A 21935-nucleotide genomic window follows, 5' to 3' on the forward strand; every position below is an offset into this window, starting at 1 on the left:
TTGTTCGAATCAGTATGCTCCGACGAATGGACAGGAATCAGGACAGGTCCAGGTCCGTCCCGGCCTCCTCCTGCTCAATGTGGTATTTGGGCAGGGTGACCTCGAAATCGACCCCGCGCGTGTCGTCCACCACGTGAATCTGACCGCCGTGCAGCTGGGCGGCCCAGCGGGCTATCGACAGTCCCAGCCCGGTGCCCCCGGATTCGGTGCCGGGACCGGTGCGCCCCTTGACGAAGCGCCGGAAGATGTCGGAGCGGGCCTCCAGTGGAATCTGGGAGCCGAAGTTGACCACATTGGTCACAACCGTGTCCTGGGCCTGGTCCTCATGGGCCTCGATCAGGACCGTGGTCCCGTCGGCCGAATGCTTCAAAGCGTTGGAGATGACGTTGGTGAAGAGCTGGCGCAGGCGGTTCTGATCGCCCTCCATCGTGATGTCGGCGGGCATGTCGATGTGGATGTCGTGGGCGTGCCCGGCGTCGGCGATTTCCAGGGGGCCCACTGTGTCGTCGATGAAGTCAGCGAAGTTGAACTTCTCGACCTCCAGGCTGGCGGCGCCCGCCTCCATACGCGAGAGGTCCAGCAGGAAGGCGATGAGGTCGGACAGGCGGTGGGTTTGGTCCAGGATGCCTTCCAGGTTGGCCGGTGTGGGCTCGGTGACCCCATCGGCCATGTTCTCCACCATCGCCTGGAGGGCGGAGACCGGTGTGCGCAGCTCGTGGGAGACGTTCGCTACCATGTCCCGGCGCATTTGGTCAGCGTGCTGAAGCTCCTCGGCCATCTCATTGAAGGAACGGGTCAGGAGCCCTACCTCGTCCCGCGAGCCCTCGGCGCTCTGCACGCGGACCGTGTAATCCCCCTCTGCCATGGCCTCGGCCGCATCGCGCATCTGGCGCAGGGGAGCGGTCAACCCACGCGAGAAGTAGTAAGTGATGCCCAGGGCGACCACCAGGGTCAGGGGCATGGCAATCCAGCCGGACAGCCCTATCTTGAGTAAGAACCAGGCCATTACAAAGGCGATGGCCGTGGAGATGGTAATCAGGACCGACAGTTCCACTTTCAAAGAGGAAAAAGCTCCGATTGGCCGGTCCCGCCCGGGCCGGGCCCCTACGGCCGAAGCCAGGAGGCGCTTGGGGGCGGACGCGCCAGAGGCAGCGGGGCCTCGCGTTCGCTTGGATTTCATCGCAGCGATTCCTTCAGGACCGGCCTCGCTCGCCGTTGTCCTCAGGCGGCTCGAAGGCGTATCCCACACCATGCACGGTGCGGATGAGCTGGGCGCCGAGCTTATGGCGCAGGGCCTTGACGTGCGAGTCGACGGTACGGGTGCCCGAGGCGTCCACCCAGTCCCAGACCTCCTCAAGGAGCTTCTCTCTGGTCAGGACCGACTTGGGCTTGCGGGCCAGCGTGGCCAGCAGGTCAAACTCGGTGGGGGTCAAGTGGACCTGCTCGCCGTTCTGGCTGACGATGCGCTGGGCCGGGTCGATGACCAGGGAGCCGAAGTCCAGGAGTTTCTCGTTCTCCGAGTTCTTGGCGATGACTTTGGCCCGCTCAACCCGGCGTAGGAGGGCCTTGCAGCGCGCGATCAGCTCCCGCATGGAGAAGGGCTTGGTCATGTAGTCATCGGCGCCGGCACCCAGGCCGGTCACCTTGTCGGCCTCGTCATCCCGGGCGGTCAGGATAAGAACCGGCACCGGGCGCTCGGCGACGATGCGCTTGGTGGCCTCCAACCCATCCATGACCGGCAGCATGATATCCATGATCACCAGGTCGGGCTTGAATTGCGAGGCCGCTTGAACAGCGCTGGCCCCGTCCGAGGCCACCCTGGCCGTCCAGCCCTCGGCTGTGACGCGCTGGGCGATGGCGGTGGCCAGCGTCGGTTCGTCCTCAACTACCAGGATGGTGGTCGCTGCCGCATAGCGGCTCGTGTTCTTCATCATGCTCGCTTCTGCCTTTACTTACTGACGCGCTGAACGTGTATCTTCCTCCAGGATAGTCATAGGGCTAAAAAAGTGTAGACCCAGCGCTTTCCCCCGGCTCGCGCGTCGCGCTGGCGGTTGGGGCGGCGGCGGTGAAGTCCACGGTGGATGTGAAAATATATTGGCATCATTGCGTGTTTATTGGCGTTGGCTCAGGCTGTTGGCCCGCTGGCGCCGCTTGGAGGGTCCATGGATTACAAGGTCGGCGATATGGTCGTTTATCCGCGTCACGGCGCCGCCCGGGTGGATGCCGTGTTGGAGCGGACAGTCAAAGGGGTCACCCGCAAGTACCTCCAACTCTCCGTCCTTTCCTCGGACGGCCTGGTCATCGACGTGCCCGTGGAGAACGCCAAGAAGGTGGGCGTGCGCGACATCGTCGACGGCAAGGCGGTGTCTAAGGTCTTCCTGATTCTGCGCACCCCTATCGTCGAAGAGAAGGAGATGAACTGGTCGCGCCGATACAAGCTGAATGTGGAGAAGATCGCGACCGGCGAGGTCAACAAGATCGCCGAGGTGGTTCGTGACCTCTCCCAGCGTGACGTGGATGAGCACGGCCTGTCGGCAGGGGAGAAGCGGATGCTTGGCAAGGCCCGCTCCATCCTGACTTCCGAGATCGCCCTGTCCGAGGAAATCACCGAGGAGGAGGCCCAGCGTTTGCTGGATGTCAACCTGGGCTACCAGGAGCCTCGTCCGGGCGATGAAAAGCATCACAGCAAGGCGCCCAAGGAACCCGCCGACCAGACCTTGGCCCGGGTGGCTCAGCAGGCCAAGTCCAAGGCGGCTAAGGCCAAAGCAAAGCCTAAGGCCAAGAAGTAGTCGCGTTTCGCCGCTAACTCGTTCAAGAGGGACGGCCGGGGACTGATCCCGGCCGTCCCTCTTGCGTGTGTCTTGTGCCGCATCGGCGTCGGGTAAGCGTTTTCGCATTCGCTCCCGTCCCCTGGCCCGACCTGCGCGGTCGGGCAGGTCGGCTTACCGGGTCCGTCCGGTCGCGCGCTGGTTCGTCAGGGCCTTGCCTGCCTTGGCCAGCGCCCACATCAGGGTGGAAAGGGTCACGATGACGAAGGAGGGCGGGGTCGGGAACATGGCCGATATGACCAGGCCGCCCCAGAGCGAGACCAAGCAGATGAGGCCGGAGACGACCATGGCTCGCAGGGGCGAGGCCGCCAGGATGTTGGCGGTGGCCGCAGGGGTCACAATCAGGGCGAAAATAAGCAGGGTGCCTACGGCTGGCACAGCTATCGTGATGACGCCGGCCATCAGGGCCATGTAGACCAGATTCATGGCCGCGATCGGCACCCCCTTGGCCTGGGCCACCTGCTCGTCCAGCGAGGAGAAGAGGAGGGGACGGTAGACCAGGGACAGGACGGCGATCAAAACCAGGTCGAATGCAGCGAAACCGATGATCTGCCCCTGGGTGACCGTCAGAATCGATCCGAACAGGATGGCCTGCATTTGCTGGGAGGCGGATGAGGATAGGCGGGCGAAGAAGAGGCCCAGACCGGTGGCGAAGGCCAGGACCGTGCCGGTGGCGATCTCCCGCTGGGAGGCTTTCTTGCCTAGGGCGCCGATGACCAAGGCCCCGCCCAAGGCGAACAAACCCAGCCCGGCCGAGACCGGAAGGCCCAATAAGACAGCGCCTGTGGCGCCGGGCAGGCCTATGTGGGCCAGGGCATGCGCGGCGAAGGTGGAGTGGCGGGCTATCGTGAAGTAACCCATAGCCCCAGCGGCGATGGCGATCAGGACGCCGGCTACGATCGCCTTGAGCATGAAGGGGGCCGAGAGGGTTTGCATCCAGCGCGGGTCGAAGGCGAAGGCGCTCATGACCGCCTCCCTTCCGCTGCCGAAGGTCGGGCCTGGTGGTGGTGTTCCTGGACGATTTCGGTCGGCCGGTGCAGGTCGTGGCTTCCCTGGGCGGTCTCGTCGGTGCTTGGGCTGATGAACATCTCGCCCTGGGGGGTGCTGACCACTTCCACTTGGGTGCCGTACAGGTGGGTCAGGAGGTCGGAGTCGAGCAGGTCGTGGATGCCTGCGTAGTGGGGGTGCCCGTCCAGCAGGTAGACGGCTCCGTCCAGGATTGGCAGGAGCATGTTCAGGTCGTGGGCCACCACTTGAATCGTCATGCCCAACTGTCGGTTGAGCCGGGCCAGGACGTGGACCGTCTCCCTCTGGCTGGCCAGATCAAGGTTCGCCAGGGGCTCATCCAACATCAGGAGCAGGGGGTCGCAGGCCAGCGCCTGGGCTATGGCCACGCGCTGGCGCAGGCCGCCGGAGAGCTCGGAGAGCCGCGAGTTGGCTCTGTCCTCTATCCCGGTGAAAGTCATGGCTTGGTGCGCCTGGCGGCGTTCGGCGGAACTGGTGGGCCGGGCGCCGAAGCGGGTGCCGTTGACTCCAAGCAGGACCGATTGCTCGACGGTCAGGTTGGCATCCACTTCGCTGGTGTAGGACTGGGGCACGTATCCGATTCGATCGCTCTCCTTGCCCGCGGGCTGGCCTAGGACTTGGATGGACCCTGCGGCCAGGGGGAGGAGCCCCAGCTCGGTCTGCATCAGCGTGGTCTTGCCGGCCCCGTTGGTGCCGACGATCGCGGTGATGGTGCCGGACGGTATCGTGAAGCTACCGTGGCTCCAGATTTCGCGTCCTCCGCGTCTGGCCGCCGCGTTGACCAAGACGATGGCGTCTTCTTCCTTGCTGTCCGTCTGCATGCTCCGCCTCTCCGGGAAGGTGTGGCGTATCCCCCCCTCCACTGCTTATTGATTATTGTTCTCAATATAGACAATGGGCCCTTCCATCCGACTGCGCCTGCGGCTAGGCTGATTGGGCACAGGTGGCGCAGAGTGAACGGGGGAGGGACCCATGGCGGTGAAGTTGGACGGTAAGGCTCAGGCTGAACGGATCCGCGCAGGGCTTGCTGAGCGAGTGGCGGTCCTGAGCGCGCAGGGGGAGACCCCTGGCCTGGGGACCTTGCTGGTGGGGGAGGATCCCGGGTCCGTGAAATACGTGGAAGGCAAGCACCGCGACTGCGCCCAGGTGGGCATCCGCTCCATCCGCCGTAGGCTGCCGGCCACGGCCAGCACCGCGCAGATCGTTCAGGCCGTGGATGAGTTGAACGCGGACCCGGCCTGCACCGGTTTCATCGTCCAACTGCCCCTGCCCGCTGGTGTGGATCAGACGGAGGTCATCGCCCGGATCGACCCGGCCAAGGACGCGGACGGGATGCATCCGGTCAACTTGGGCCAGCTGGTCCTGCGCGCCTCCGGGCCTTTGAACACGCCGCTGCCCTGCACCCCGCGCGGCATCCTCACCCTGCTGGAGGCTTACCGGATCGACCTGAACGGTGCTCAGGTGTGCGTGGTCGGCCGAGGATTGACCGTGGGCCGTACAATCGAACTCCTCCTGACCAGGCGCGAGATCAACGCCACGGTCACCTTGTGCCACACGGGCACCAAGAACCTGCCCGAGCAGCTGCGCCGGGCCGATGTGATCATCGCGGCGGCTGGGCGAGCTGGCCTGGTCCGTGCCCAGGACGTCAAGCCGGGCGCCGTCCTTGTCGACGTGGGCGTCACACGGGCCTGGGACCAGGAGCGGGGGCGTTGGCTGATCAAGGGCGACATCGATCCCGCGGCCCGCGACGTATCCAGCGCGTACACGCCCAATCCCGGGGGAGTGGGGCCCATGACCCGGGCAATGCTCCTGGCCAATGTGGTCGAGGCCGCCGAGCGCAGGGCCGCAGGAATGGCGACACGCCCGGGGATCATCGGCTGATTTGACCGCCCCGTCACCTATGATGGAAGAGGCCGGGTGCATGCGGATGCCTGCCGAAGGTTCACAATTGAAGACTCATAACTGAATATGGTCGGTAATTTCCCGCTTAACTATAAGAAAACTACTCATTAATGGCAGAGAATACACAAGAGGTCCCTCAGGTCGCTATCAACGACATCGGTTCCAAAGAGGACTTCATCAAGGCAGTCGACTCCACGATCAAGAACTTCGACGATGGGGACCTGGTTCAAGGCACGGTCGTCAAGATTGACCACGATGAGGTACTGCTGGACATCGGCTACAAGACCGAGGGCGTGATTCCCGCCCGCGAGCTTTCCATCAAGAAGGATGTGGACCCGGATGAGGTCGTCCAGGTCGGCGACGAGGTTGAGGCCTTGGTCGTCACCAAGGAGGACAAGGAAGGCCGGCTCATCCTGTCCAAGAAGCGTGCCCAGTACGAGCGCGCCTGGGGTGACATCGAGAAGATCAAGGATTCCGACGGTGTGGTCGAGGGCACGGTCATCGAGGCTGTCAAGGGCGGCCTGATCGTGGACATCGGCCTGCGTGGCTTCCTTCCCGCCTCCCTGGTCGAGATGCGCCGTGTACGCGACCTGTCCCCCTACATTGGCCAGAAGATTCAGGCCAAGATCCTGGAGCTGGACAAGAACCGCAACAACGTGGTCATCTCCCGCCGTCAGTACCTGGAAGAGACGCAGTCCGAAGTGCGCGAGACCTTCATGGCCCAGCTCAAGAAGGGCCAGATCCGCGAGGGCACGGTCTCCTCCATCGTCAACTTCGGCGCCTTCGTCGACCTGGGCGGTGTGGACGGCCTGATCCACGTTTCCGAGCTCTCTTGGAAGCACATCGACCACCCCTCCGAGGTCGTCAAGGTCGGACAGAAGGTCACCGTCGAGGTCTTGGATGTCGACATGGACCGCGAGCGCATCTCCCTGTCGCTCAAGGCCACCCAGGAAGACCCCTGGCAGCGCTTCGCCCGTACTCATGTACCCGGGCAAATCGTCAAGGGCAAGGTCACCAAGATTGTGCAGTTCGGTGTCTTCGTCTCCGTCGACGACGGTATCGAGGGCCTGGTGCACATTTCCGAGCTGGCCAACCGCCACGTGGAGAACCCCGAGTCCGTGGTCAAGCAGGGCGAGGAGATTTTCGTCAAGGTCATCGACGTGGACCTGGATCGCCGCCGCATCTCCCTGTCCCTCAAGCAGGCCGACGATTCCGTCGACCCGGCTTCCGAGGACTTCGATCCGGCCATCTACGGCATGCCCGCAGAGTACGACGATGAGGGCAACTACAAGTACCCCGAGGGCTTCGACCCGACCACCAACGAGTGGATCGCCGGTTACGAGAAGCAGCGCGAGGAGTGGGAGGCCCAGTACGCGGCCGCTCACGACCTGTGGGAGCAGCACAAGGCCTTCGTGACCAAGGAGATGGAGAACGCCGAAGCCTCAGCGGCTGAGGACGCCAAGAGCTCCGAATCCGCTTCCGCTTCCTCCTCCAGCCAGCCTTCCGGCAAGGGCCATCAGCCCGCGTCCGACGGCGCTGCCACTAACTACACCTCCGAGGCTTCCTCGGAGGGCACCCTGGCTTCCGATGACCAGCTGGCCGCCCTGCGCGAGCAGCTCCTCAAGGAGAAGCAGTGAGCCGTTGACCCTGTGATGGGTCGCGGTTACGATACGGCGGAAGGCCTGGCACCCTGTGGGGTCAGGCCTTCCGCCGTATGCGGATACGTGTGGCGCCAAGCTGGGTTCGGCTTGGCGGTTTAGGGGAGGGGACCCATGCTGAGAGTAGGGCTGACGGGAGGGATAGCCGCAGGCAAGAGCACGGTTTCCCGTCGCTTGGGAGAGCTGGGGGCTTGGGTCATCGACTATGACCGGATCGCCCACCGGATCATGGAGGCAGGCGGCGCGGCCGTCGAGCCGATCAGGAAAGCCTTCGGCGGGCGGGCCATTGGGAGTGACGGCTCGGTGGACCGAGCCTGGTTGGCTGACCGAGTGTTCGCTTCGGGTGACTTGCTGGCGCGCTTGGATGCCTTGACCCACCCCTTGATCCGCCAGCAAGCCATGCATGAGGAGGAGCCTTGGAGGGGCAGTGACCGCGTCGTCGTCCATGACATCCCCCTTTTGACGGAAATCATCGGGTCGATTCCCCTGACGTTCGACCGGATCATCACGGTTGAAGCGCCGGAGCAGGTGCGCGTTGCGCGGATGGTGAACGAGCGGCATATGAGCCGCAGCCAAGCGATTGCCCGGGTGAATGCCCAAGCCAGCGAGGCTGACCGGCGTGGCCTTGCTGATACCGTGATCGATTCCTCGCTCGCTATCGAACAGATGTTCGAACAGGTTGATACAATATATGAAGAATTGAGCCACCAAGCCCAGACCCAAGGGGAGCCGGGCCGAAGGGCTTGAGCGCGCAGAGGTCTTGCCATCGCAGGAGAAGGAGCAGCATGGGGTTCAACATAGAGCGCACCGACAAGCCGTTCGTGGTCAAGTCGCCCTACCAGCCCTCGGGCGACCAGCCCCAGGCCATTGATGAGTTGGCCAACCGCATTGAGAATGGTGAGAACGACGTGGTCCTGATGGGGGCCACTGGCACCGGCAAGACGGCGACCACGGCCTGGCTGATTGAGAGGCTTCAGCGCCCAACCCTGATCCTGGAGCCCAACAAGACCCTGGCCGCCCAGTTGTGCGCGGAGTTCCGCGAGCTCATGCCCGACAACGCGGTCTCATACTTCGTCTCCTATTACGATTACTACCAGCCCGAGGCCTACATTCCGCAGACCGATACCTACATCGAGAAGGATTCGAACATCAACGACGACGTGGAACGCTTGCGCCATGCCGCCACCGCCAACCTCCTGACCCGCCGGGACTGCGTGGTCGTGGCCACGGTCTCCTGCATCTATGGCCTGGGCACTCCCGAGGAATACGCCGGCCGTATGCTCTTCCTGCGAGAAGGGCAGCAAATCAGCCGGGAGGAGCTCCTGCGCAAGTTCGTGGATATGCAGTACAAGCGTAATGACATCGCCTTCACCCGGGGCACTTTCCGGGTCCGGGGCGACACGGTCGAGATCATCCCGGTCTACGAGGAGCTGGCCGTGCGCATCGAGTTCTTCGGCGACGAGATAGACCGCATCTCCACCTTGCACCCATTGACTGGCGACGAAATAGCTCACGAGAGCCAGGTTCACATCTTTCCCGCCTCCCACTACGTGGCGGGCCCTGAGCGGATGCAGCGGGCCCTGAAGACCATCAAGGAGGAGTTGGACTGGCGGGTGGGCCAGCTGCGCAAGCAAGGCAAGGAGCTGGAGGCCCAACGGCTAACCATGCGCACCACCTACGACTTGGAGATGCTTACCCAAATCGGCACTTGCTCGGGCGTGGAGAACTACTCCCGCCACTTCGACGGGCGGGAACCCGGCACGGCCCCGCACACCCTACTGGATTTCTTCCCTGACGACTTCCTCCTGGTCATCGACGAATCCCACGTCACCGTCCCGCAAATCGGGGCCATGTACGAGGGGGACGCCTCCCGCAAGCGCACCCTTGTGGAGCATGGCTTCCGCCTGCCTTCAGCCATGGATAACCGGCCGCTCAAGTGGCCTGAGTTCCTTGATAAGGTTGGTCAGACCGTCTACCTGTCGGCCACGCCGGGCGACTATGAAATGGGTTTGTCGGATGGCGTGGTTGAACAGATCATCAGGCCTACCGGGCTCCTGGACCCCGAGGTGGAGGTGCGGCCGGTCAAGGGCCAAGTGGATGACCTCTTGGCGGAGATCAAGGACCGGGTGGCTCGTCATGAGCGCGTCCTGGTGACCACCCTGACCAAGAAGATGGCCGAGGACCTGACTGACTACCTGTTGGAGCGCGACATCAAGGTTGAATACCTGCACTCGGATGTGGACACCCTGCGCCGGGTGGAGCTCCTGCGTGAACTGCGCGAAGGCAAGATCGACGTGATTGTGGGCATCAACCTCCTGCGCGAGGGACTGGACCTGCCGGAGGTGTCCCTGGTGGCCATCCTTGACGCCGACAAGGAAGGCTTCCTGCGCTCCTACCGCTCCCTGATCCAGACGATTGGTCGCGCCGCGAGGAACGTGTCGGGCACCGTGATCATGTACGCCGATGAGCAGACCGATTCCATGAAGAAAGCCATCGACGAAACCAACCGCAGGCGGGCCAAGCAAATCGCCTATAACAAGGCGCACGGGGTCGATCCCAAGCCCCTGATCAAAAAGATCTCCGATGTCAACGACATGTTGGCCAAGGAGGATGTCGACACGCAGACCCTCTTGGAGGGTGGTTACCGTAACGCAGGAAAGGCTGGCAACTCACACTTGGGCGTGCCTTCCTTCAGCAAGGAGGAGGCGGACAAGCGCCACCAGGAGATACTCAAGGCCGGTCTGCCGGCGCAGGACCTGGCCGATTTGATTCGTCAACTGAGCGAACAGATGCACACGGCCGCCGAGCAGCTCCAGTTCGAGCTGGCAGCCCGCCTGCGCGATGAGATTCGCGATTTGAAGAAAGAGCTGCGGCAAATGACCGAGGCCAGCAAGTAATTCGCCAAGCCTCGCCCGCCCCTCGCGCCCACGTGGTGGCAGAGTCTGTCGCAAAGTACCGGTACAGTAGGCCTATGTCTGAGACCCCACTTGCATTCATGGTCGTCACACTCATCCTCCTTGCCGTTTTCGTCGTGGTTGATCTTTTCGTGATTGGCCGCAGGCCTCATGTGCCCTCTACGAAGGAGTGCGTGCAGCACATAGCCTTCTTCGTTGTCGCGGCCCTGCTCTTCGGCGGCGTGCTCTGGTTGATTTCCGGCCCCCAGCCGGCCATCGAGTTCTACTCAGGCTGGTTGACGGAGTACTCCCTGTCCATCGACAATCTCTTTGTTTTCGTGATTATCATGGGCCAGTTCGCGGTGCCCCGCCAGCTCCAAAAGTACGTGTTGAGCGTGGGCATCGCCATCGCCTTGGTCCTGCGCGGCGTCTTCATCCTCGTCGGTGTCACCCTGATTGACCGCTTCACTTGGATATTCTTCATCTTCGGCGTCTTCCTGCTCTACACCTCCTTCAAGGTCGCCAGGGGCCAGGACGAGGGGGGTTATAAGGAGAACCGCCTGGTGGGTTCCCTGCGCCGGGTCATGCGCATCAGCGATGCCTACGATGGTGAGCGTTTGACCGTCAAGCGCGATGGCGTGACGTATTTCACCCCCATGCTGATTGTCTTCCTGGCCATCGGCACGACCGACGTGATGTTCGCCTTCGATTCGATTCCGGCGATTTTCGGCCTGACCCACGATCCCTTCATCGTTTTCACCTCCAATGTCTTCGCCCTTCTGGGACTTCAACAGCTCTACTTCCTGCTGGGGGCCATGCTTGACAAGCTGGCCTACCTGCCGATCGGTCTGTCGATCGTGCTGGCCTTCATCGGCGTCAAGCTGATCATGGAGGCCCTGCATGGCAACTCCCTGCCCTTCATCAATGGTGGCCAACCGCTTGACGCGGTTCCTGAAGTACCCACCTGGCTCTCCTTGGCCGTCATCGTCCTGGCCATAGGCGGCGCCTCGCTGGCCTCCTTGATTAAGGCCCGCAGGTCCTCCTTGAAGACCTCCTGGCACAAAGACGGTGACGAGTGAGGTCGGCTAATCGCTTGATTCACAGGTATTGTGAGCGCTAACGTAGAAAACCTGCCACCCGTCGCCTGAGCCGAGTAGACTGGCCCTAGTGAGTGCCTGGGGGTCATCCTCAGGCCTGGAACAACACTGAATGAAAAGGTAGGCAGGCATCGTATGCGCAAAGCCAAGATCGTAGACACCATCGGACCAGCCTCGGAGTCCTTGGAGGAGATTACCAAGCTCGTCGAGGCCGGTATGGATGTGGCCCGGCTCAACCGTTCCCACGGCACGCCCGAGGACCATCTGAAGGTCTACAACAACCTGCGCGAGGCCAGCAAGAAGACTGGGCGCAACGTGGCGGCCCTGGTCGATCTGCAAGGCCCCAAGATTCGCTGCGGTTGGTTCAAGAAGAACGCCGAGGGCGAGGATAAGGTCCAGCTCAAGGAAGGCCAGGAGTTCATCATCACCACCGACGATGTCGAGGGCGACGAGCACATGACCTCCACCACCTTCAAGGGCCTGCCCGGCGACTGCCACAAGGGCGATCCCATCCTGATCGATGACGGCAAGGTCCGCTTGGAAGTCACCGAGGTCGAGGGCAACAACGTGCACACCAAGGTCATCGTCGCCGGCCCGGTCTCCTCCCACAAGGGCATCAACCTGCCCGGCGTGGCCGTGAGCCTGCCCGCTCTGACCGAGAAGGACGAGGCCGACCTGCGTTGGGGCATCCAGACCGGCGCTGACATCATCGCCATGTCCTTCGTCCGCTTCGCCACCGACATCAACCGCGCCCACGAGATCATGGACGAAGAAGGCCGCCGCATCCCGATCGTCGCCAAGATCGAGAAGCCTCAGGCCGTCGAGAATCTGGAGGAGATCGTCAAGGCCTTCGATGGCATCATGGTCGCCCGTGGCGATATGGCTGTGGAGATGCCTTTCGAGGAGGTCCCCTTGGTCACCAAGCGCTGCATTGAGCTGGCGCGTCAGTACGCCAAGCCCGTCATCGTGGCCACTGAGGTCCTGGGCTCGATGGTCCATTCCCCGATCCCCACCCGCGCCGAGGCTTCCGACTGCGCCAACGCCATCCTGGATGGCGCGGACGCGACGATGACCTCCAACGAGACCGCCGTTGGCGATTACCCGGACGTGACCGTCTCCACGATGGCCCGTATCTCTGGCTACGCCACCGCTCATGGCTTCGACCGCATCCCGGTTATGAAGGACCTGGACATGTCGAATTCCGGCGCCGTCTCCTCGGCAGCCGTCGATCTGGCCGACAAGCTCAACGCCAAGGCCATCGTAGCGTTCACTCAGACCGGTGACACCGTCCACCGCGTCTCCCGTGAGCGTCCGGCCGCCCCGATTTACGCACTGACCAACAACGAGCACACCTTCCACTGGCTGGCCCTGTCCTGGGGCACCGAGGCCTTCCTGTGCGAGCAGGACTACCACGGTCTGACCCGTGAGAAGCTCATGGGCTACCTGGACAAGATCCTCAAGGGCGCCGGCAAGCTGGCCGACGGCGACAAGGTGGTTGTCCTGTCCTGCGGTCAGGTCGAGCACGAGCCAGGCTCCACCGACTCCATCTACGTGCACACAGTCGGCAAGGCCGAGTGAACGCATCGATAAGCGCCAGCTGAGTTCACACGCTCGGCCCCGCTATCAGCGAAGGCCCGGCGACCTCCACGAGGAGAGGTCGCCGGGCCTTCGCTGATCCCTTAGCCGATCAGGTCAGGTCGGTTAGGCCTATCCGAGCCCGTAGGATCGCTATCACGGTTTTCGCGTCGATCACCGTTCCGGCGATGACCATCCGGTAGGCTTCGTCCACAGTGAACAGGCGGACATCCTGGTGGGGCGTCTCCGGTTTCAAGCTTCCTCGTGCGGCTGGCGTCAAGCCTTGGGCGTAAAAGAGCGAGGTGTAGTGGCTGGAGTACGAGGGCGTATTGACGAATCGGGCGAACTGATGGAAGTTCTTCGCTTCGTACCCGGCTTCCTCGCGCAGCTTGCGGGCCGCTACGTCGACCGGCCGCTCCTTGTCGTTCAAGGGGTGCCCGGCCGGCAGCTCCAAAGTCCAGCGGTGGGAAGGCAGGCGATATTGCTCCACCAGCGGAATCCTGCCATCGTCGGTCAAAGCCATGACCGCGATCGTGTCGCCGTTCTTTTCGTTGACAATGCAGCGTTTGAAGCGTTCCCCGTCAATCGACAGATAGGAGACTTCGTCGACGCTGTAGTAGTGACTGTCCATGATCTGGCGTCGATCCACCTCTTGCACGGGGGAGGGCCTCCACGGATCGAACCTGCGATAAACCTGTGTGTTCATAAGCGCCCTTCTTCAAAAGGATTGTGGCATCCTCGCTCGCTTCTTATTGTAGGCCTTGGCCCCTCTGCGGTCCAGGCAACACGGCGTCCGTGCGTCGTCTGGTGGGTGTGGTACATTCTGACAAGAAAGAATTTAGCCCCCGTATCCCAATTGGTAGAGGAAACGGCCTCAAAATCCGTGCAGTGTGAGTTCGAGTCTCACCGGGGGCACGATGCACGCGAACCTCGGCCAGGCGCCGCACATGCAGGCGCGGGTTGGGAAGACAGACATGGAAACGAGGTTGACATTGGCTGCTGAGAGCAAGACATACAGCGACGAGCCTGAAGGGCGGACGGTCGTCGTCGCGGAGGATGAAGCTTTAATCCGGCTGGACACGGTGGAGGCGCTTGAGGATGCCGGCTATGAGGTCGTAGGGCAGGCGGCCAGCGGCCAGGAAGCTGTTGACTTGACACGTGAGTTCAAGCCCGACGTGGTGGTCATGGACGTCAAGATGCCTGGTAAGGACGGAATCGAGGCGGCGACCGAGATCGGCGAGGAGAACCTCGCTCCCGTCGTCATGCTCACGGCCTTCTCCCAGCAGAGCCTGGTGGAGAAAGCCGCCGACGCAGGCGCTATGGCCTATGTGGTCAAGCCCTTCGCGCCGGAGAAGCTGCTGCCTGCCATCGAGGTGGCCATCTCCCGGCATGACCAGATCAATGCCTTGAAGGATGAGGTCACCGACATGAAGGCCCGTTTCGAAGCCCGCAAGCGGGTGGATCGGGCCAAGGGTCTGCTGATGGAGAACATGGGGCTCACTGAGTCCGAAGCCTTCCGTTGGATTCAGAAGACTTCGATGGACCGCAGGCTGACGATGCAGGAAGTAGCGGATGCGGTGATTGACCAGGTGCAAGGCGACGACTAGCGAGCACAGGTGAAGGGGCGGCGCGCATGAGTGGCGCAGATCAAAAGGCGAGCGGCAAAGGACCCCTGCTTGTAGTGGATGGGCACTCCCTGGCCTTCCGGGCTTATTACGCTCTTCCGGTCGATTCCTTCACCACCTCGAACGGGCAGCCGACCAACGCCGTTTGGGGCTTCGCGATCATGCTCTCCGAGGTGATCACCGCCGAGCAGCCCACCCGGATGTGCGTGGCTTTCGACATGGCAGGCGGGACCTTCCGCAACAAGATGATGCCCGGCTATAAGGGCACGCGGCAGGCGGCGCCAGAGGAACTCCTGAGTCAGTTGCCCCTGATCCAGAACTTCCTGGAGACCTTGAGCGTGCGATACATCGAGAAGCAGGGCTACGAGGGCGACGACATCATCGGCACCCTGGCTACGATGGGGGAGGACGCGGGCTACCGGACCCTGGTCCTGTCGGGAGACCGGGACGCCTTCCAACTGGCTGACGACCATGTCACCGTTCTTTTCCCTGGTTATCATTTCCGTCAGCTTAAGCGCATGACCCCTGAGGCCATTCAGGAGAAGTACCACGTGAGCCCCGAGGTCTACCCGGATCTGGCGGCCCTACGCGGCGAGCAGTCCGACAACATCCCCGGGGTACCGGGTGTCGGCGACACCTTCGCGGCCCGCTGGCTCAACGAGTACGGCGACCTGGAAGCCGTCCTGGATAACGCTGAGAAGATCAAAGGCAAGAAGGGCGAGGCCCTGCGCAAGTGCATCGGGCAAATCAGACTCAACCGCAAGGTCAATGCCCTGGTGCGGGATTTGGACCTGGGCGTCACGGTTGACGACTTGGGTTTCGGACGCATTCATACCGATAAGGTCAACGCCCTCTTCGACCGCTTGGAATTCGGCTCGCACACCCGCAACAAAATTCTCAAGGGATTCAACTGTGTGGAGGATTTCGAGGGAACGGGACTGCCTGACAACAGCAAGAAGACCGACGAGTCCGAGACCGGCCTGGCCTTCCAAACCCCCAAGGCTGATCCTGTCGAGGATGTGGAAGCATTCGAAGCTTGGTGCCGCGAGCACCTGCCCAGCCCGAAGGAGTCCAGCGAACTCGCTGAAACCATGCCGGATGCGGAGCCGGTCATTCAGGCGGCGGGTGACGGTCTGAAAGCCGCCCAAGCCCAGGATACGGCCTGCCCGGACCTGTCCAAGCAATCGTGGTATCTCCATGCCGAGGGATCATCCAAGCCCGGCGCCGCCAAGCTGGAACGCCTGACCGTCCTTGCACCGGACGGGCACGCCATCGTGCTCGAGGACCAGCAAGTGTCAGGAGACCTGAACCAGGCCCTTGCGACGATGCTCGCCGAACGAATCTCCAGCTGCACGGTATACGGCTATAAGGAGCACACCCACCTGCTCAGCGCTGCTGGGTTGACGCTGCCGATGCCTCTGTTCGACGCCAAGCTGGCCGGTTACCTGGTGGAGCCTGACTTCCATGCGGTTGATTTGGAGAAGGCTTTCGCCCACTTCCTTCATGTGCTGATGAACGATGACGAGCAGCCCGAGGTGGAACAAGGGGCCTTGGACTTCGACGGCGACGAGGATGCCGAGCGCGACAAGCCCACCGATGAGCAAATCGCCCTGAATCGGGTCGAGTACGTCAGATTGCTGGCCGAGCACCTGAAGCCGCTGATTGAAGAGCGCCGCCAATTCAACCTCCTGCGCATCATCGAGATGCCCACCTCCACGGTTCTGACCGGTATGGAGGACCAGGGCGCGAAGGTTGACTTGGACCGCTTGAAGGGCATGGGAGATCAGTTCGGCGCTGAAGCTCAAGAGGCGCAAGCCATCGCTTGGGATCGGGCCGGCGAAGAGGTCAACCTCCAGAGCCCCAAGCAGCTGCAAAAGGTCCTGTTTGAGGATTTGGGCCTCAAGCCGATCAAACGTACCAAGAACGGGTCTTATTCGACCAACGCGGCTTCCCTCCAACGCCTGTATTTGACTTCGGTGGGCAATGAACGCGCCAACGATTTTTTGGGCGCCCTCCTGCGACACCGGGAGACCAACAAGCTCAAGCAGATCGTCAATTCCCTGATGGAGACGGTCAACCCCCGTGACGGCCGCATCCACACCACATTCGAACAGACCGTGGCCGCGACCGGACGCTTGAGCTCGGTGGACCCCAACCTCCAGAACATACCGAATAAGAACGCCGCGGGCCGTGAGATTCGCTCCGCCTTCGTGCCTGGCGAGCGCTTCGAGTCCCTGCTGAGCTGCGACTACTCGCAGGTGGAGCTGCGCATCATGGCTGACTTGTCCGGTGACGAGGCGCTTATTGACGCTTTCAAGTCAGGCGCTGACTTCCACAAGTACGTGGCCTCCCTGGTTTATGGGATCAGCATGGACGAGGTTACGCCTGACCAGCGCTCCCACGTCAAAGCCATGAGCTACGGGCTGGCCTACGGGCTGTCCACCTACGGCCTGGCCCAGCAGCTCAACGTCAGCCCGGCCGAGGCGGACGTCCTGCGCTCCCAGTACTTCTCCACCTTCGGCAAGGTCCATGACTACCTGGAGTCCCTGGTCTCCGACGCTTCAGTCAAGGGCTACACCGAGACCATCTTCGGCCGCCGCCGCTACTTCCCTGGTCTACGGTCCAAGCGACGGACCACACGTGAGGCGGCAGAGCGCGCCGCCTTGAACGCGCCGATTCAAGGTTCGGCGGCGGACATCATGAAGATAGCGATGATTAAAGCCCAGCACTCCCTGGCCCAGGCTGGATGCAAGAGCCGTATCATCCTGCAAATCCACGACGAACTCGTGCTCGAGGTCGCTCATGGAGAGCAGGAGCAGGTGACCGACCTGGTGACGGATGCCATGGAGCACGCCGTCAAGTTGGCCGTACCCTTGGATGTGTCCACCGGTATCGGGGCGGACTGGCAGCAGGCCGCTCACTGACCCGGCCAAGCGGCTGTCCGTTATACGTCTGAAGGGCGCGTTGAGGCTCGCATCAGTGCGGGGAAGGGAGGCCTGACATGGCGGAGCAGGTTCGCGCGAAAGCGGCGTCAACCGTGAGTCTGGGGGAGGTCGTTCAGATCCTTGAACGGCTCTATCCGCTCTCCTACGCCGAAGATTGGGACCATCCCGGTCTGATTGTTGGCAGCGCGGACTGGCCGGTCAGTAAGGTCTTTTGCGCGGTCGATCCAACCTTGGACGTAGTGGAGGAAGCCATCGCATCTGGAGCCCAGCTCTTGATCTGCCATCACCCCCTTTTCTTTCGCTCGGTGCACGAGGTGGGAGGGTTCGGCTTCCGTGGCGGAATCGTCACACGCTTGATTGAATCGCGCTGCGGCCTGTGGGTAGGGCATACGAACGCCGACGCCGCGGTGCGAGGCGTGGCCCAGGCGGCCGCCGATCTCATGGGGATACTTGACCAGCGCCCCCTGAAGGAGGTAGGCCTCGACCCGAACGACTGGAGCATACGCGACGGATCCACCAAGCATGAATCGGTCGGTCTGGGCCGGGTGGGCCGTTTGCCCGCCACCATGCGCTTGGAGGACTTCGCCAGGCGGGTCGCCGGCCTTCTGCCCCGCACTCAGCTAGGCGTTCAGGTGGCAGGCGAGCCGGACGCCCGCATGCAGACCGTCGCCCTTCTGCCGGGGTCAGGTGATTCCATGTTCGACGAGGTCCGCGCCAGCGGGGTTGATGTCTATGTGACGAGTGACCTGCGCCATCATCCGGCTACAGACGCCTACCAGCAGGCCGTCTATGAGGCCCGGCTGCGTCGCCGCGAGGATGCCGGTGGGACTGCGCGCCCACTTTTAATCAACACTCCCCATGCGGCGATTGAGAGTCTCTGGTTCACCTATGCGGCAAAGGACATTCAGCAGGCGGTTCATGAGGCGACCGGAGCCTGTTTGGATCTGCAGGTCATCGATCGGTCAACGGATCCATGGACGTTTTCGATTCAGTAGCCGGCAGGAGTGCTGGCGGCGTTCGGGTATGCCGTGAGGCGTGAGCGCCAGTAGGAGGAGCAAGGATGACGATGGATGTTGACGGGCGAGGCAGAGCGATTCTTAATCCTGCAGAGCGTTTCGCGACCGGTCGGGATGGGGTCGATATGGACGCACCGACCCGGTTGGTCAGCAGCAGGACCGTATTCGAGGGACCTATTTTCACCATCCAGGACCAGCGCATCGCCCTGGCCAAGGCCGACGGGGGCCGGACCATGATCCGTCGGCAGCTCGTGCATCATGCCCCCTGCGTGGTCATGCTGGTGCAGGACGCGATCACCGACCGTTACCTGCTGGAACGGGAGTATCGGGTGGGGGTTTCGGGCTATACGTTCGGCCTGCCCGCCGGATTCATGGATCCTGGTGAGGATCCTGCCACCGCGGCCCTACGCGAACTCAGGGAGGAAACCGGGGTGGAACCAGCTGGGCAGGGCGCTTACCAGATCGAGCGGGTGGCGGATTGCTACTCTTCCGAAGGCATGAGCGATGAGTTGGTCCACATTATGATTATCCGCCTGCGCTCCTGGAGGAAGGAGCTGACCCGTTTCGACGCGGACGAGCATGTCCAATCCGCCTGGGTGTCTTGGCCGGAGCTGCGCGCCTTGCCTGTCACCGCATCCAACGCGGTCATCGCCATCCAAGCCGAGGCCCTTCACCGCTTGAGGAGCGTGTGCTGAGCAGCCGTGAGCGTCCCCGTCTCGTATGACGGTGCGGTGGCGACGGGATTCCAGAGATGAAGGCGAAACTGGCGTAGCCCATGGCGGATGGGGCCACCACCGTTCTTGCGCTTTGCATCCTGCGGCCCGCTGTTGCTAATCGTGAGGAACGTTCACCGGTGAGCATTTGCGCGCAAGTCCGCCCTAGGGCTCAGCGCTACGGTTTCCGCCGGCGCTCCATGAAACCCTGTATGGCCCGGCAGGAGCGCTCCTACCGGGCCATACAGGGTTTCACTGCTGGGTGTGAACCGTCATCCAGCCATGGCGGTGTCAGTCGACCAGGGTGTGATTGATGGCAGGCTGGACCTTAGCAGTGGAGGGGAGAGCGGGCTGTTCGGCGCGGGACATGGCCTGGTCGAAGTCGCGGGTGCCCTTGAAGACCTCTTTGGTCCAGGGGTTGATGTGCTGCTTCTTGGCGCGCCGGAGGATGTAGCCCAAGGCCAGGACGTTAGCGGCCAAGGAGATGAGCGAGACGGTCAGGTTCACACTCGGGTTGTTGACCGACTGTACGGCGAAGCGGGAGTGGTTCTGATCCAGGAAGAACGGGAAGACCTGGGCGAACATGCACCAGATGGCCAGTGTGTTGGCGCGGTTCTGGATCCAGGCGCCCTTGTTCCATAGGAAGTTGGCGAAGGTGGGGGCCAGGAGCAGGGCCAGGCCGCAGTACCATGCGTGGGTGGGAAGGCAGTTGTAGGTGTAGCAGAAGTTCCAAATATCGTAAGCGACGATGAAGATCCAGGTCATGTCGGGCCAGAGCATGTCCTGCTTCTTCTTGGAAGCGTAGATGCCGAACCAACCGGTCATGCAGAAGATGTTGATCAGGCCGGCGATGCCGTTGAAGACGTTAAACCAGCCGCCCATCAGCGTGACGCCTTCGCTGGAGACGAACGTGCCGCCCCAGCCGCGGAAGGCGGACTCGAAGTCGGAGGCCACGGCGATCAGGATGTTGATGGCTACGATGATGAACGGGAAGCACTTGAACCAGTTGACTTTACCCAGTTTGCCCCAGCCATACTTGAGGATCATGAAGCCGATGCAGCCGGCGGTGGCGGCATAGAGCTTAGCGTAGTGGAACCACCCGTTCATCTCTGTGTACGTGGGGTTGTTCAACGCCCAGCTGGCGCCCCTGGCGGCCCCCACGTAAATGGCGATGAAGTAGGCGCTCAAAGCCACGGGGATTCCCACGAAGCAGACGAGCCCTCCGGTTTTGGTCCGCCGCGCGATTTCGTTGGCGCCAATCAAAGCACAGAATACCAGTGCCCAGCCGAGCCATTGATAGATGGCGTTGGAGCCGTAGACTTGGAATAACACGGTGCTCACTTCCTTTGTTCTCTCGTGAATTCTTCTTTTTCCTGCGTTCCCGCCAACCGTGGAGGCCGGTCGCCGGCCGCAAAATCCTTTATATGTAGGCTTCCAGGTGCAAGGTCTGGGCGACAATCTCTTTGATGGTGGCATCGTCTACCTGCGGCTGCTCGCGCAGGAGAGCGACGGAACCGGAGATGAGGATCATCAAGGTCTCCTTGATGTGGCGGACGGGCAAGCCGGAGTGGATGCGCTCGAAGTCCTTGACCGTGGTCGAGCAGATGTAGTCAGCCACGCGCTCGGACATCTGGTCAACGAACTGGATGTAGAGGGCGCCGTTGCCTGACTGGACCATTCTCTTGCTAAAGGGGCCTTCATCGTTGATGATGGCCCGCATGAGCGTCACCAGGTCGTCCAAGGCCTTGTCGATGTTGCCTGTCTCGCGTTCCCCGTTCCAAGTGTCCAGCTTGGCGATAATGGTGTTGGTCGCGTCGTCGAGCACTGCCGCGGCCACGTCTTCCTTGTTGCGGAAGTAATGGTAGAAGAGGGAACGGGTGATGCCGATCTTACGGGTTATGTCACCGATCGTGATGTGAGCGTAGCCTTTTTCCAGGCAAATGTCGTGGAAGGTTCGCACGATTTGCTCACGGCGCCTGGGGACTTGGGATCCAGCCTTGGCTGGGAAGTTAGCGGTGGCCTGCTGACCTGCCAAGCCGACTGCTGTCATCACGCTCTCCTTGTCGTTGTTGCCGAGGTCCGCGTAAACGCTTCAAGAGCCGAGAACCGCAATGTTCTTGACAATGTGTCAACGCTGATGAACCCAGTATAGAACGTCTCTTGACACTGTGTCAATTCGCGGGAATCCTTGTGGCCGAACGGGGGCATCGCATTCCTGAGACGGACTAATGGCATGGGCCATACCGTCGATGGGCCCTTGGAAAGAGATGGAGCGTGTCTTGCCGTCATCGTAGGAGCCCGCTATATGGGCCGTCGGGAGAGGAGAGGACTCGGATGAACAGGGGGCCGGGCGTTGATTCGGAATGAGCCGGGCCTGCGGCAGCGCTGTCACCGAATCGGGGCTAAGTCGGGCTAGCGGGATTTGAACCCACGACATCCTGCACCCAAAGCAGGCGCGCTACCAAGCTGCGCTATAGCCCGAGGCCTGGAACGAACCAGGCGCAATCCAATAGTATAGCGCGAGGGGAGGGACGAGGACTTTCCCGTGGGCATTCAACCGCGATGGTGGCGAGAGCGACTGGGAAGGGGATAAAATTAGAGGAAGTCGTGTCTTGTATGACTTGAGGAGAAGTCCGGGCGCGCAGCAGGACCGGAG

At 62.2% G+C, this 21935-nt stretch carries 18 protein-coding genes and 2 tRNA genes; 12 read left to right on the forward strand and 8 right to left on the reverse strand.

Features of this window, described 5'->3' with window-relative positions; translation table 11 throughout:
* Positions 1-37: 37 nt before the first annotated feature.
* Entirely contained in the window at positions 38-1180 is a 1143-nt protein-coding gene (locus AB656_RS01505; RefSeq protein WP_081924824.1) for a sensor histidine kinase, read from the reverse strand.
* A 13-nt stretch (positions 1181-1193) separates the two neighbouring features.
* Positions 1194-1931 (reverse strand): response regulator transcription factor, encoded by a 738-nt coding sequence (locus AB656_RS01510; protein ID WP_144418972.1) that lies wholly within the window; start codon positions 1929-1931, stop codon positions 1194-1196.
* Positions 1932-2162: 231 nt separating this feature from the next.
* Here AB656_RS01510 and AB656_RS01515 point away from each other — a divergent pair, with 231 nt between their 5' ends.
* On the forward strand, positions 2163-2789 hold the full coding sequence (locus tag AB656_RS01515; protein ID WP_033503312.1) for a CarD family transcriptional regulator: 627 nt from the start codon (positions 2163-2165) through the stop codon (positions 2787-2789).
* Between the two features lie 153 nt (positions 2790-2942).
* Here the strand turns inward: AB656_RS01515 and AB656_RS01520 are convergent, their stop codons facing one another.
* Both AB656_RS01520 and AB656_RS01525 read right to left on the reverse strand, forming a co-directional pair.
* Entirely contained in the window at positions 2943-3794 is an 852-nt protein-coding gene (locus tag AB656_RS01520; protein ID WP_033503314.1) for a metal ABC transporter permease, read from the reverse strand.
* Positions 3791-4675 carry an ABC transporter ATP-binding protein gene (locus AB656_RS01525; RefSeq protein WP_033503315.1) on the reverse strand — a complete coding sequence of 295 codons (885 nt, stop codon included), beginning with the start codon at positions 4673-4675 and terminating at the stop codon, positions 3791-3793. The genes AB656_RS01520 and AB656_RS01525 overlap by 4 nt, the downstream gene beginning before the upstream one ends.
* 151 nt (positions 4676-4826) lie before the next feature.
* Between AB656_RS01525 and AB656_RS01530 the strand changes: the two genes are divergently transcribed.
* From AB656_RS01530 to pyk, 6 genes are all read left to right on the forward strand, one after another.
* Positions 4827-5735 carry a bifunctional methylenetetrahydrofolate dehydrogenase/methenyltetrahydrofolate cyclohydrolase gene (locus tag AB656_RS01530; protein ID WP_033503316.1) on the forward strand — a complete coding sequence of 303 codons (909 nt, stop codon included), beginning with the start codon at positions 4827-4829 and terminating at the stop codon, positions 5733-5735.
* Positions 5736-5866: 131 nt separating this feature from the next.
* Positions 5867-7393, forward strand: coding sequence for a 30S ribosomal protein S1 (gene rpsA, locus AB656_RS01535; protein ID WP_033503318.1), 1527 nt, complete (start codon positions 5867-5869; stop codon positions 7391-7393).
* 135 nt (positions 7394-7528) lie between these two features.
* Positions 7529-8161, forward strand: a complete 633-nt coding sequence (gene coaE / locus AB656_RS01540) for a dephospho-CoA kinase (protein ID WP_033503320.1) — start codon at positions 7529-7531, stop codon at positions 8159-8161.
* A 38-nt stretch (positions 8162-8199) separates the two neighbouring features.
* A complete protein-coding gene (gene uvrB, locus AB656_RS01545; protein WP_033503322.1) occupies positions 8200-10311 on the forward strand; it encodes an excinuclease ABC subunit UvrB in 2112 nt (703 codons plus the stop codon).
* A 74-nt stretch (positions 10312-10385) separates the two neighbouring features.
* On the forward strand, positions 10386-11387 hold the full coding sequence (locus tag AB656_RS01550) for a TerC family protein (RefSeq protein ID WP_033503323.1): 1002 nt from the start codon (positions 10386-10388) through the stop codon (positions 11385-11387).
* A 153-nt stretch (positions 11388-11540) separates the two neighbouring features.
* Positions 11541-12983, forward strand: coding sequence for a pyruvate kinase (gene pyk, locus AB656_RS01555; RefSeq protein WP_033503324.1), 1443 nt, complete (start codon positions 11541-11543; stop codon positions 12981-12983).
* 109 nt (positions 12984-13092) lie between these two features.
* Here the strand turns inward: pyk and AB656_RS01560 are convergent, their stop codons facing one another.
* Entirely contained in the window at positions 13093-13686 is a 594-nt protein-coding gene (locus tag AB656_RS01560; RefSeq protein ID WP_033503325.1) for an NUDIX domain-containing protein, read from the reverse strand.
* A gap of 135 nt (positions 13687-13821) precedes the next feature.
* Here AB656_RS01560 and AB656_RS01565 point away from each other — a divergent pair.
* The 5 genes from AB656_RS01565 to AB656_RS01585 all read left to right on the forward strand — a co-directional run bounded on the left by AB656_RS01565 (position 13822) and on the right by AB656_RS01585 (position 19261).
* Positions 13822-13895 (forward strand) — tRNA-Leu (locus tag AB656_RS01565).
* A gap of 59 nt (positions 13896-13954) precedes the next feature.
* On the forward strand, positions 13955-14587 hold the full coding sequence (locus AB656_RS01570) for an ANTAR domain-containing response regulator (protein WP_033503384.1): 633 nt from the start codon (positions 13955-13957) through the stop codon (positions 14585-14587).
* Positions 14588-14613: 26 nt separating this feature from the next.
* Positions 14614-17529, forward strand: a complete 2916-nt coding sequence (gene polA, locus AB656_RS01575) for a DNA polymerase I (protein ID WP_033503327.1) — start codon at positions 14614-14616, stop codon at positions 17527-17529.
* Positions 17530-17606: 77 nt separating this feature from the next.
* Positions 17607-18545 (forward strand): Nif3-like dinuclear metal center hexameric protein, encoded by a 939-nt coding sequence (locus AB656_RS01580; RefSeq protein WP_051905239.1) that lies wholly within the window; start codon positions 17607-17609, stop codon positions 18543-18545.
* Between the two features lie 65 nt (positions 18546-18610).
* Positions 18611-19261 carry an NUDIX hydrolase gene (locus AB656_RS01585; RefSeq protein ID WP_236681888.1) on the forward strand — a complete coding sequence of 217 codons (651 nt, stop codon included), beginning with the start codon at positions 18611-18613 and terminating at the stop codon, positions 19259-19261.
* A gap of 309 nt (positions 19262-19570) precedes the next feature.
* Here AB656_RS01585 and AB656_RS01590 read toward each other — a convergent pair whose 3' ends face one another.
* From AB656_RS01590 to AB656_RS01600, 3 genes are all read right to left on the reverse strand, one after another.
* Entirely contained in the window at positions 19571-20611 is a 1041-nt protein-coding gene (locus tag AB656_RS01590; protein ID WP_051905241.1) for a DUF5692 family protein, read from the reverse strand.
* 88 nt (positions 20612-20699) lie between these two features.
* A complete protein-coding gene (locus tag AB656_RS01595; RefSeq protein ID WP_081924825.1) occupies positions 20700-21329 on the reverse strand; it encodes a TetR/AcrR family transcriptional regulator in 630 nt (209 codons plus the stop codon).
* A gap of 357 nt (positions 21330-21686) precedes the next feature.
* Positions 21687-21760 (reverse strand) — tRNA-Pro (locus AB656_RS01600).
* Positions 21761-21935 lie beyond the last annotated feature (175 nt).

It is taken from the genome of Bifidobacterium actinocoloniiforme DSM 22766, assembly GCF_001263395.1.
Lineage (GTDB): Bacteria > Actinomycetota > Actinomycetes > Actinomycetales > Bifidobacteriaceae > Bombiscardovia > Bombiscardovia actinocoloniiformis.

Excerpts from the sequence above, each read along its gene's own strand:
- AB656_RS01505 (WP_081924824.1), bottom strand. The coding sequence starts at position 1,180 with ATGAAATCCAAGCGAACGCGAGGCCCCGCTGCCTCTGGCGCGTCCGCC.
- AB656_RS01510 (WP_144418972.1), bottom strand. The coding sequence starts at position 1,931 with ATGAAGAACACGAGCCGCTATGCGGCAGCGACCACCATCCTGGTAGTT.
- AB656_RS01515 (WP_033503312.1), top strand. The coding sequence starts at position 2,163 with ATGGATTACAAGGTCGGCGATATGGTCGTTTATCCGCGTCACGGCGCC.
- AB656_RS01520 (WP_033503314.1), bottom strand. The coding sequence starts at position 3,794 with ATGAGCGCCTTCGCCTTCGACCCGCGCTGGATGCAAACCCTCTCGGCC.
- AB656_RS01525 (WP_033503315.1), bottom strand. The coding sequence starts at position 4,675 with ATGCAGACGGACAGCAAGGAAGAAGACGCCATCGTCTTGGTCAACGCG.
- AB656_RS01530 (WP_033503316.1), top strand. The coding sequence starts at position 4,827 with ATGGCGGTGAAGTTGGACGGTAAGGCTCAGGCTGAACGGATCCGCGCA.
- rpsA (WP_033503318.1), top strand. The coding sequence starts at position 5,867 with ATGGCAGAGAATACACAAGAGGTCCCTCAGGTCGCTATCAACGACATC.
- coaE (WP_033503320.1), top strand. The coding sequence starts at position 7,529 with ATGCTGAGAGTAGGGCTGACGGGAGGGATAGCCGCAGGCAAGAGCACG.
- uvrB (WP_033503322.1), top strand. The coding sequence starts at position 8,200 with ATGGGGTTCAACATAGAGCGCACCGACAAGCCGTTCGTGGTCAAGTCG.
- AB656_RS01550 (WP_033503323.1), top strand. The coding sequence starts at position 10,386 with ATGTCTGAGACCCCACTTGCATTCATGGTCGTCACACTCATCCTCCTT.
- pyk (WP_033503324.1), top strand. The coding sequence starts at position 11,541 with ATGCGCAAAGCCAAGATCGTAGACACCATCGGACCAGCCTCGGAGTCC.
- AB656_RS01560 (WP_033503325.1), bottom strand. The coding sequence starts at position 13,686 with ATGAACACACAGGTTTATCGCAGGTTCGATCCGTGGAGGCCCTCCCCC.
- AB656_RS01570 (WP_033503384.1), top strand. The coding sequence starts at position 13,955 with ATGGAAACGAGGTTGACATTGGCTGCTGAGAGCAAGACATACAGCGAC.
- polA (WP_033503327.1), top strand. The coding sequence starts at position 14,614 with ATGAGTGGCGCAGATCAAAAGGCGAGCGGCAAAGGACCCCTGCTTGTA.
- AB656_RS01580 (WP_051905239.1), top strand. The coding sequence starts at position 17,607 with ATGGCGGAGCAGGTTCGCGCGAAAGCGGCGTCAACCGTGAGTCTGGGG.
- AB656_RS01585 (WP_236681888.1), top strand. The coding sequence starts at position 18,611 with ATGACGATGGATGTTGACGGGCGAGGCAGAGCGATTCTTAATCCTGCA.
- AB656_RS01595 (WP_081924825.1), bottom strand. The coding sequence starts at position 21,329 with ATGACAGCAGTCGGCTTGGCAGGTCAGCAGGCCACCGCTAACTTCCCA.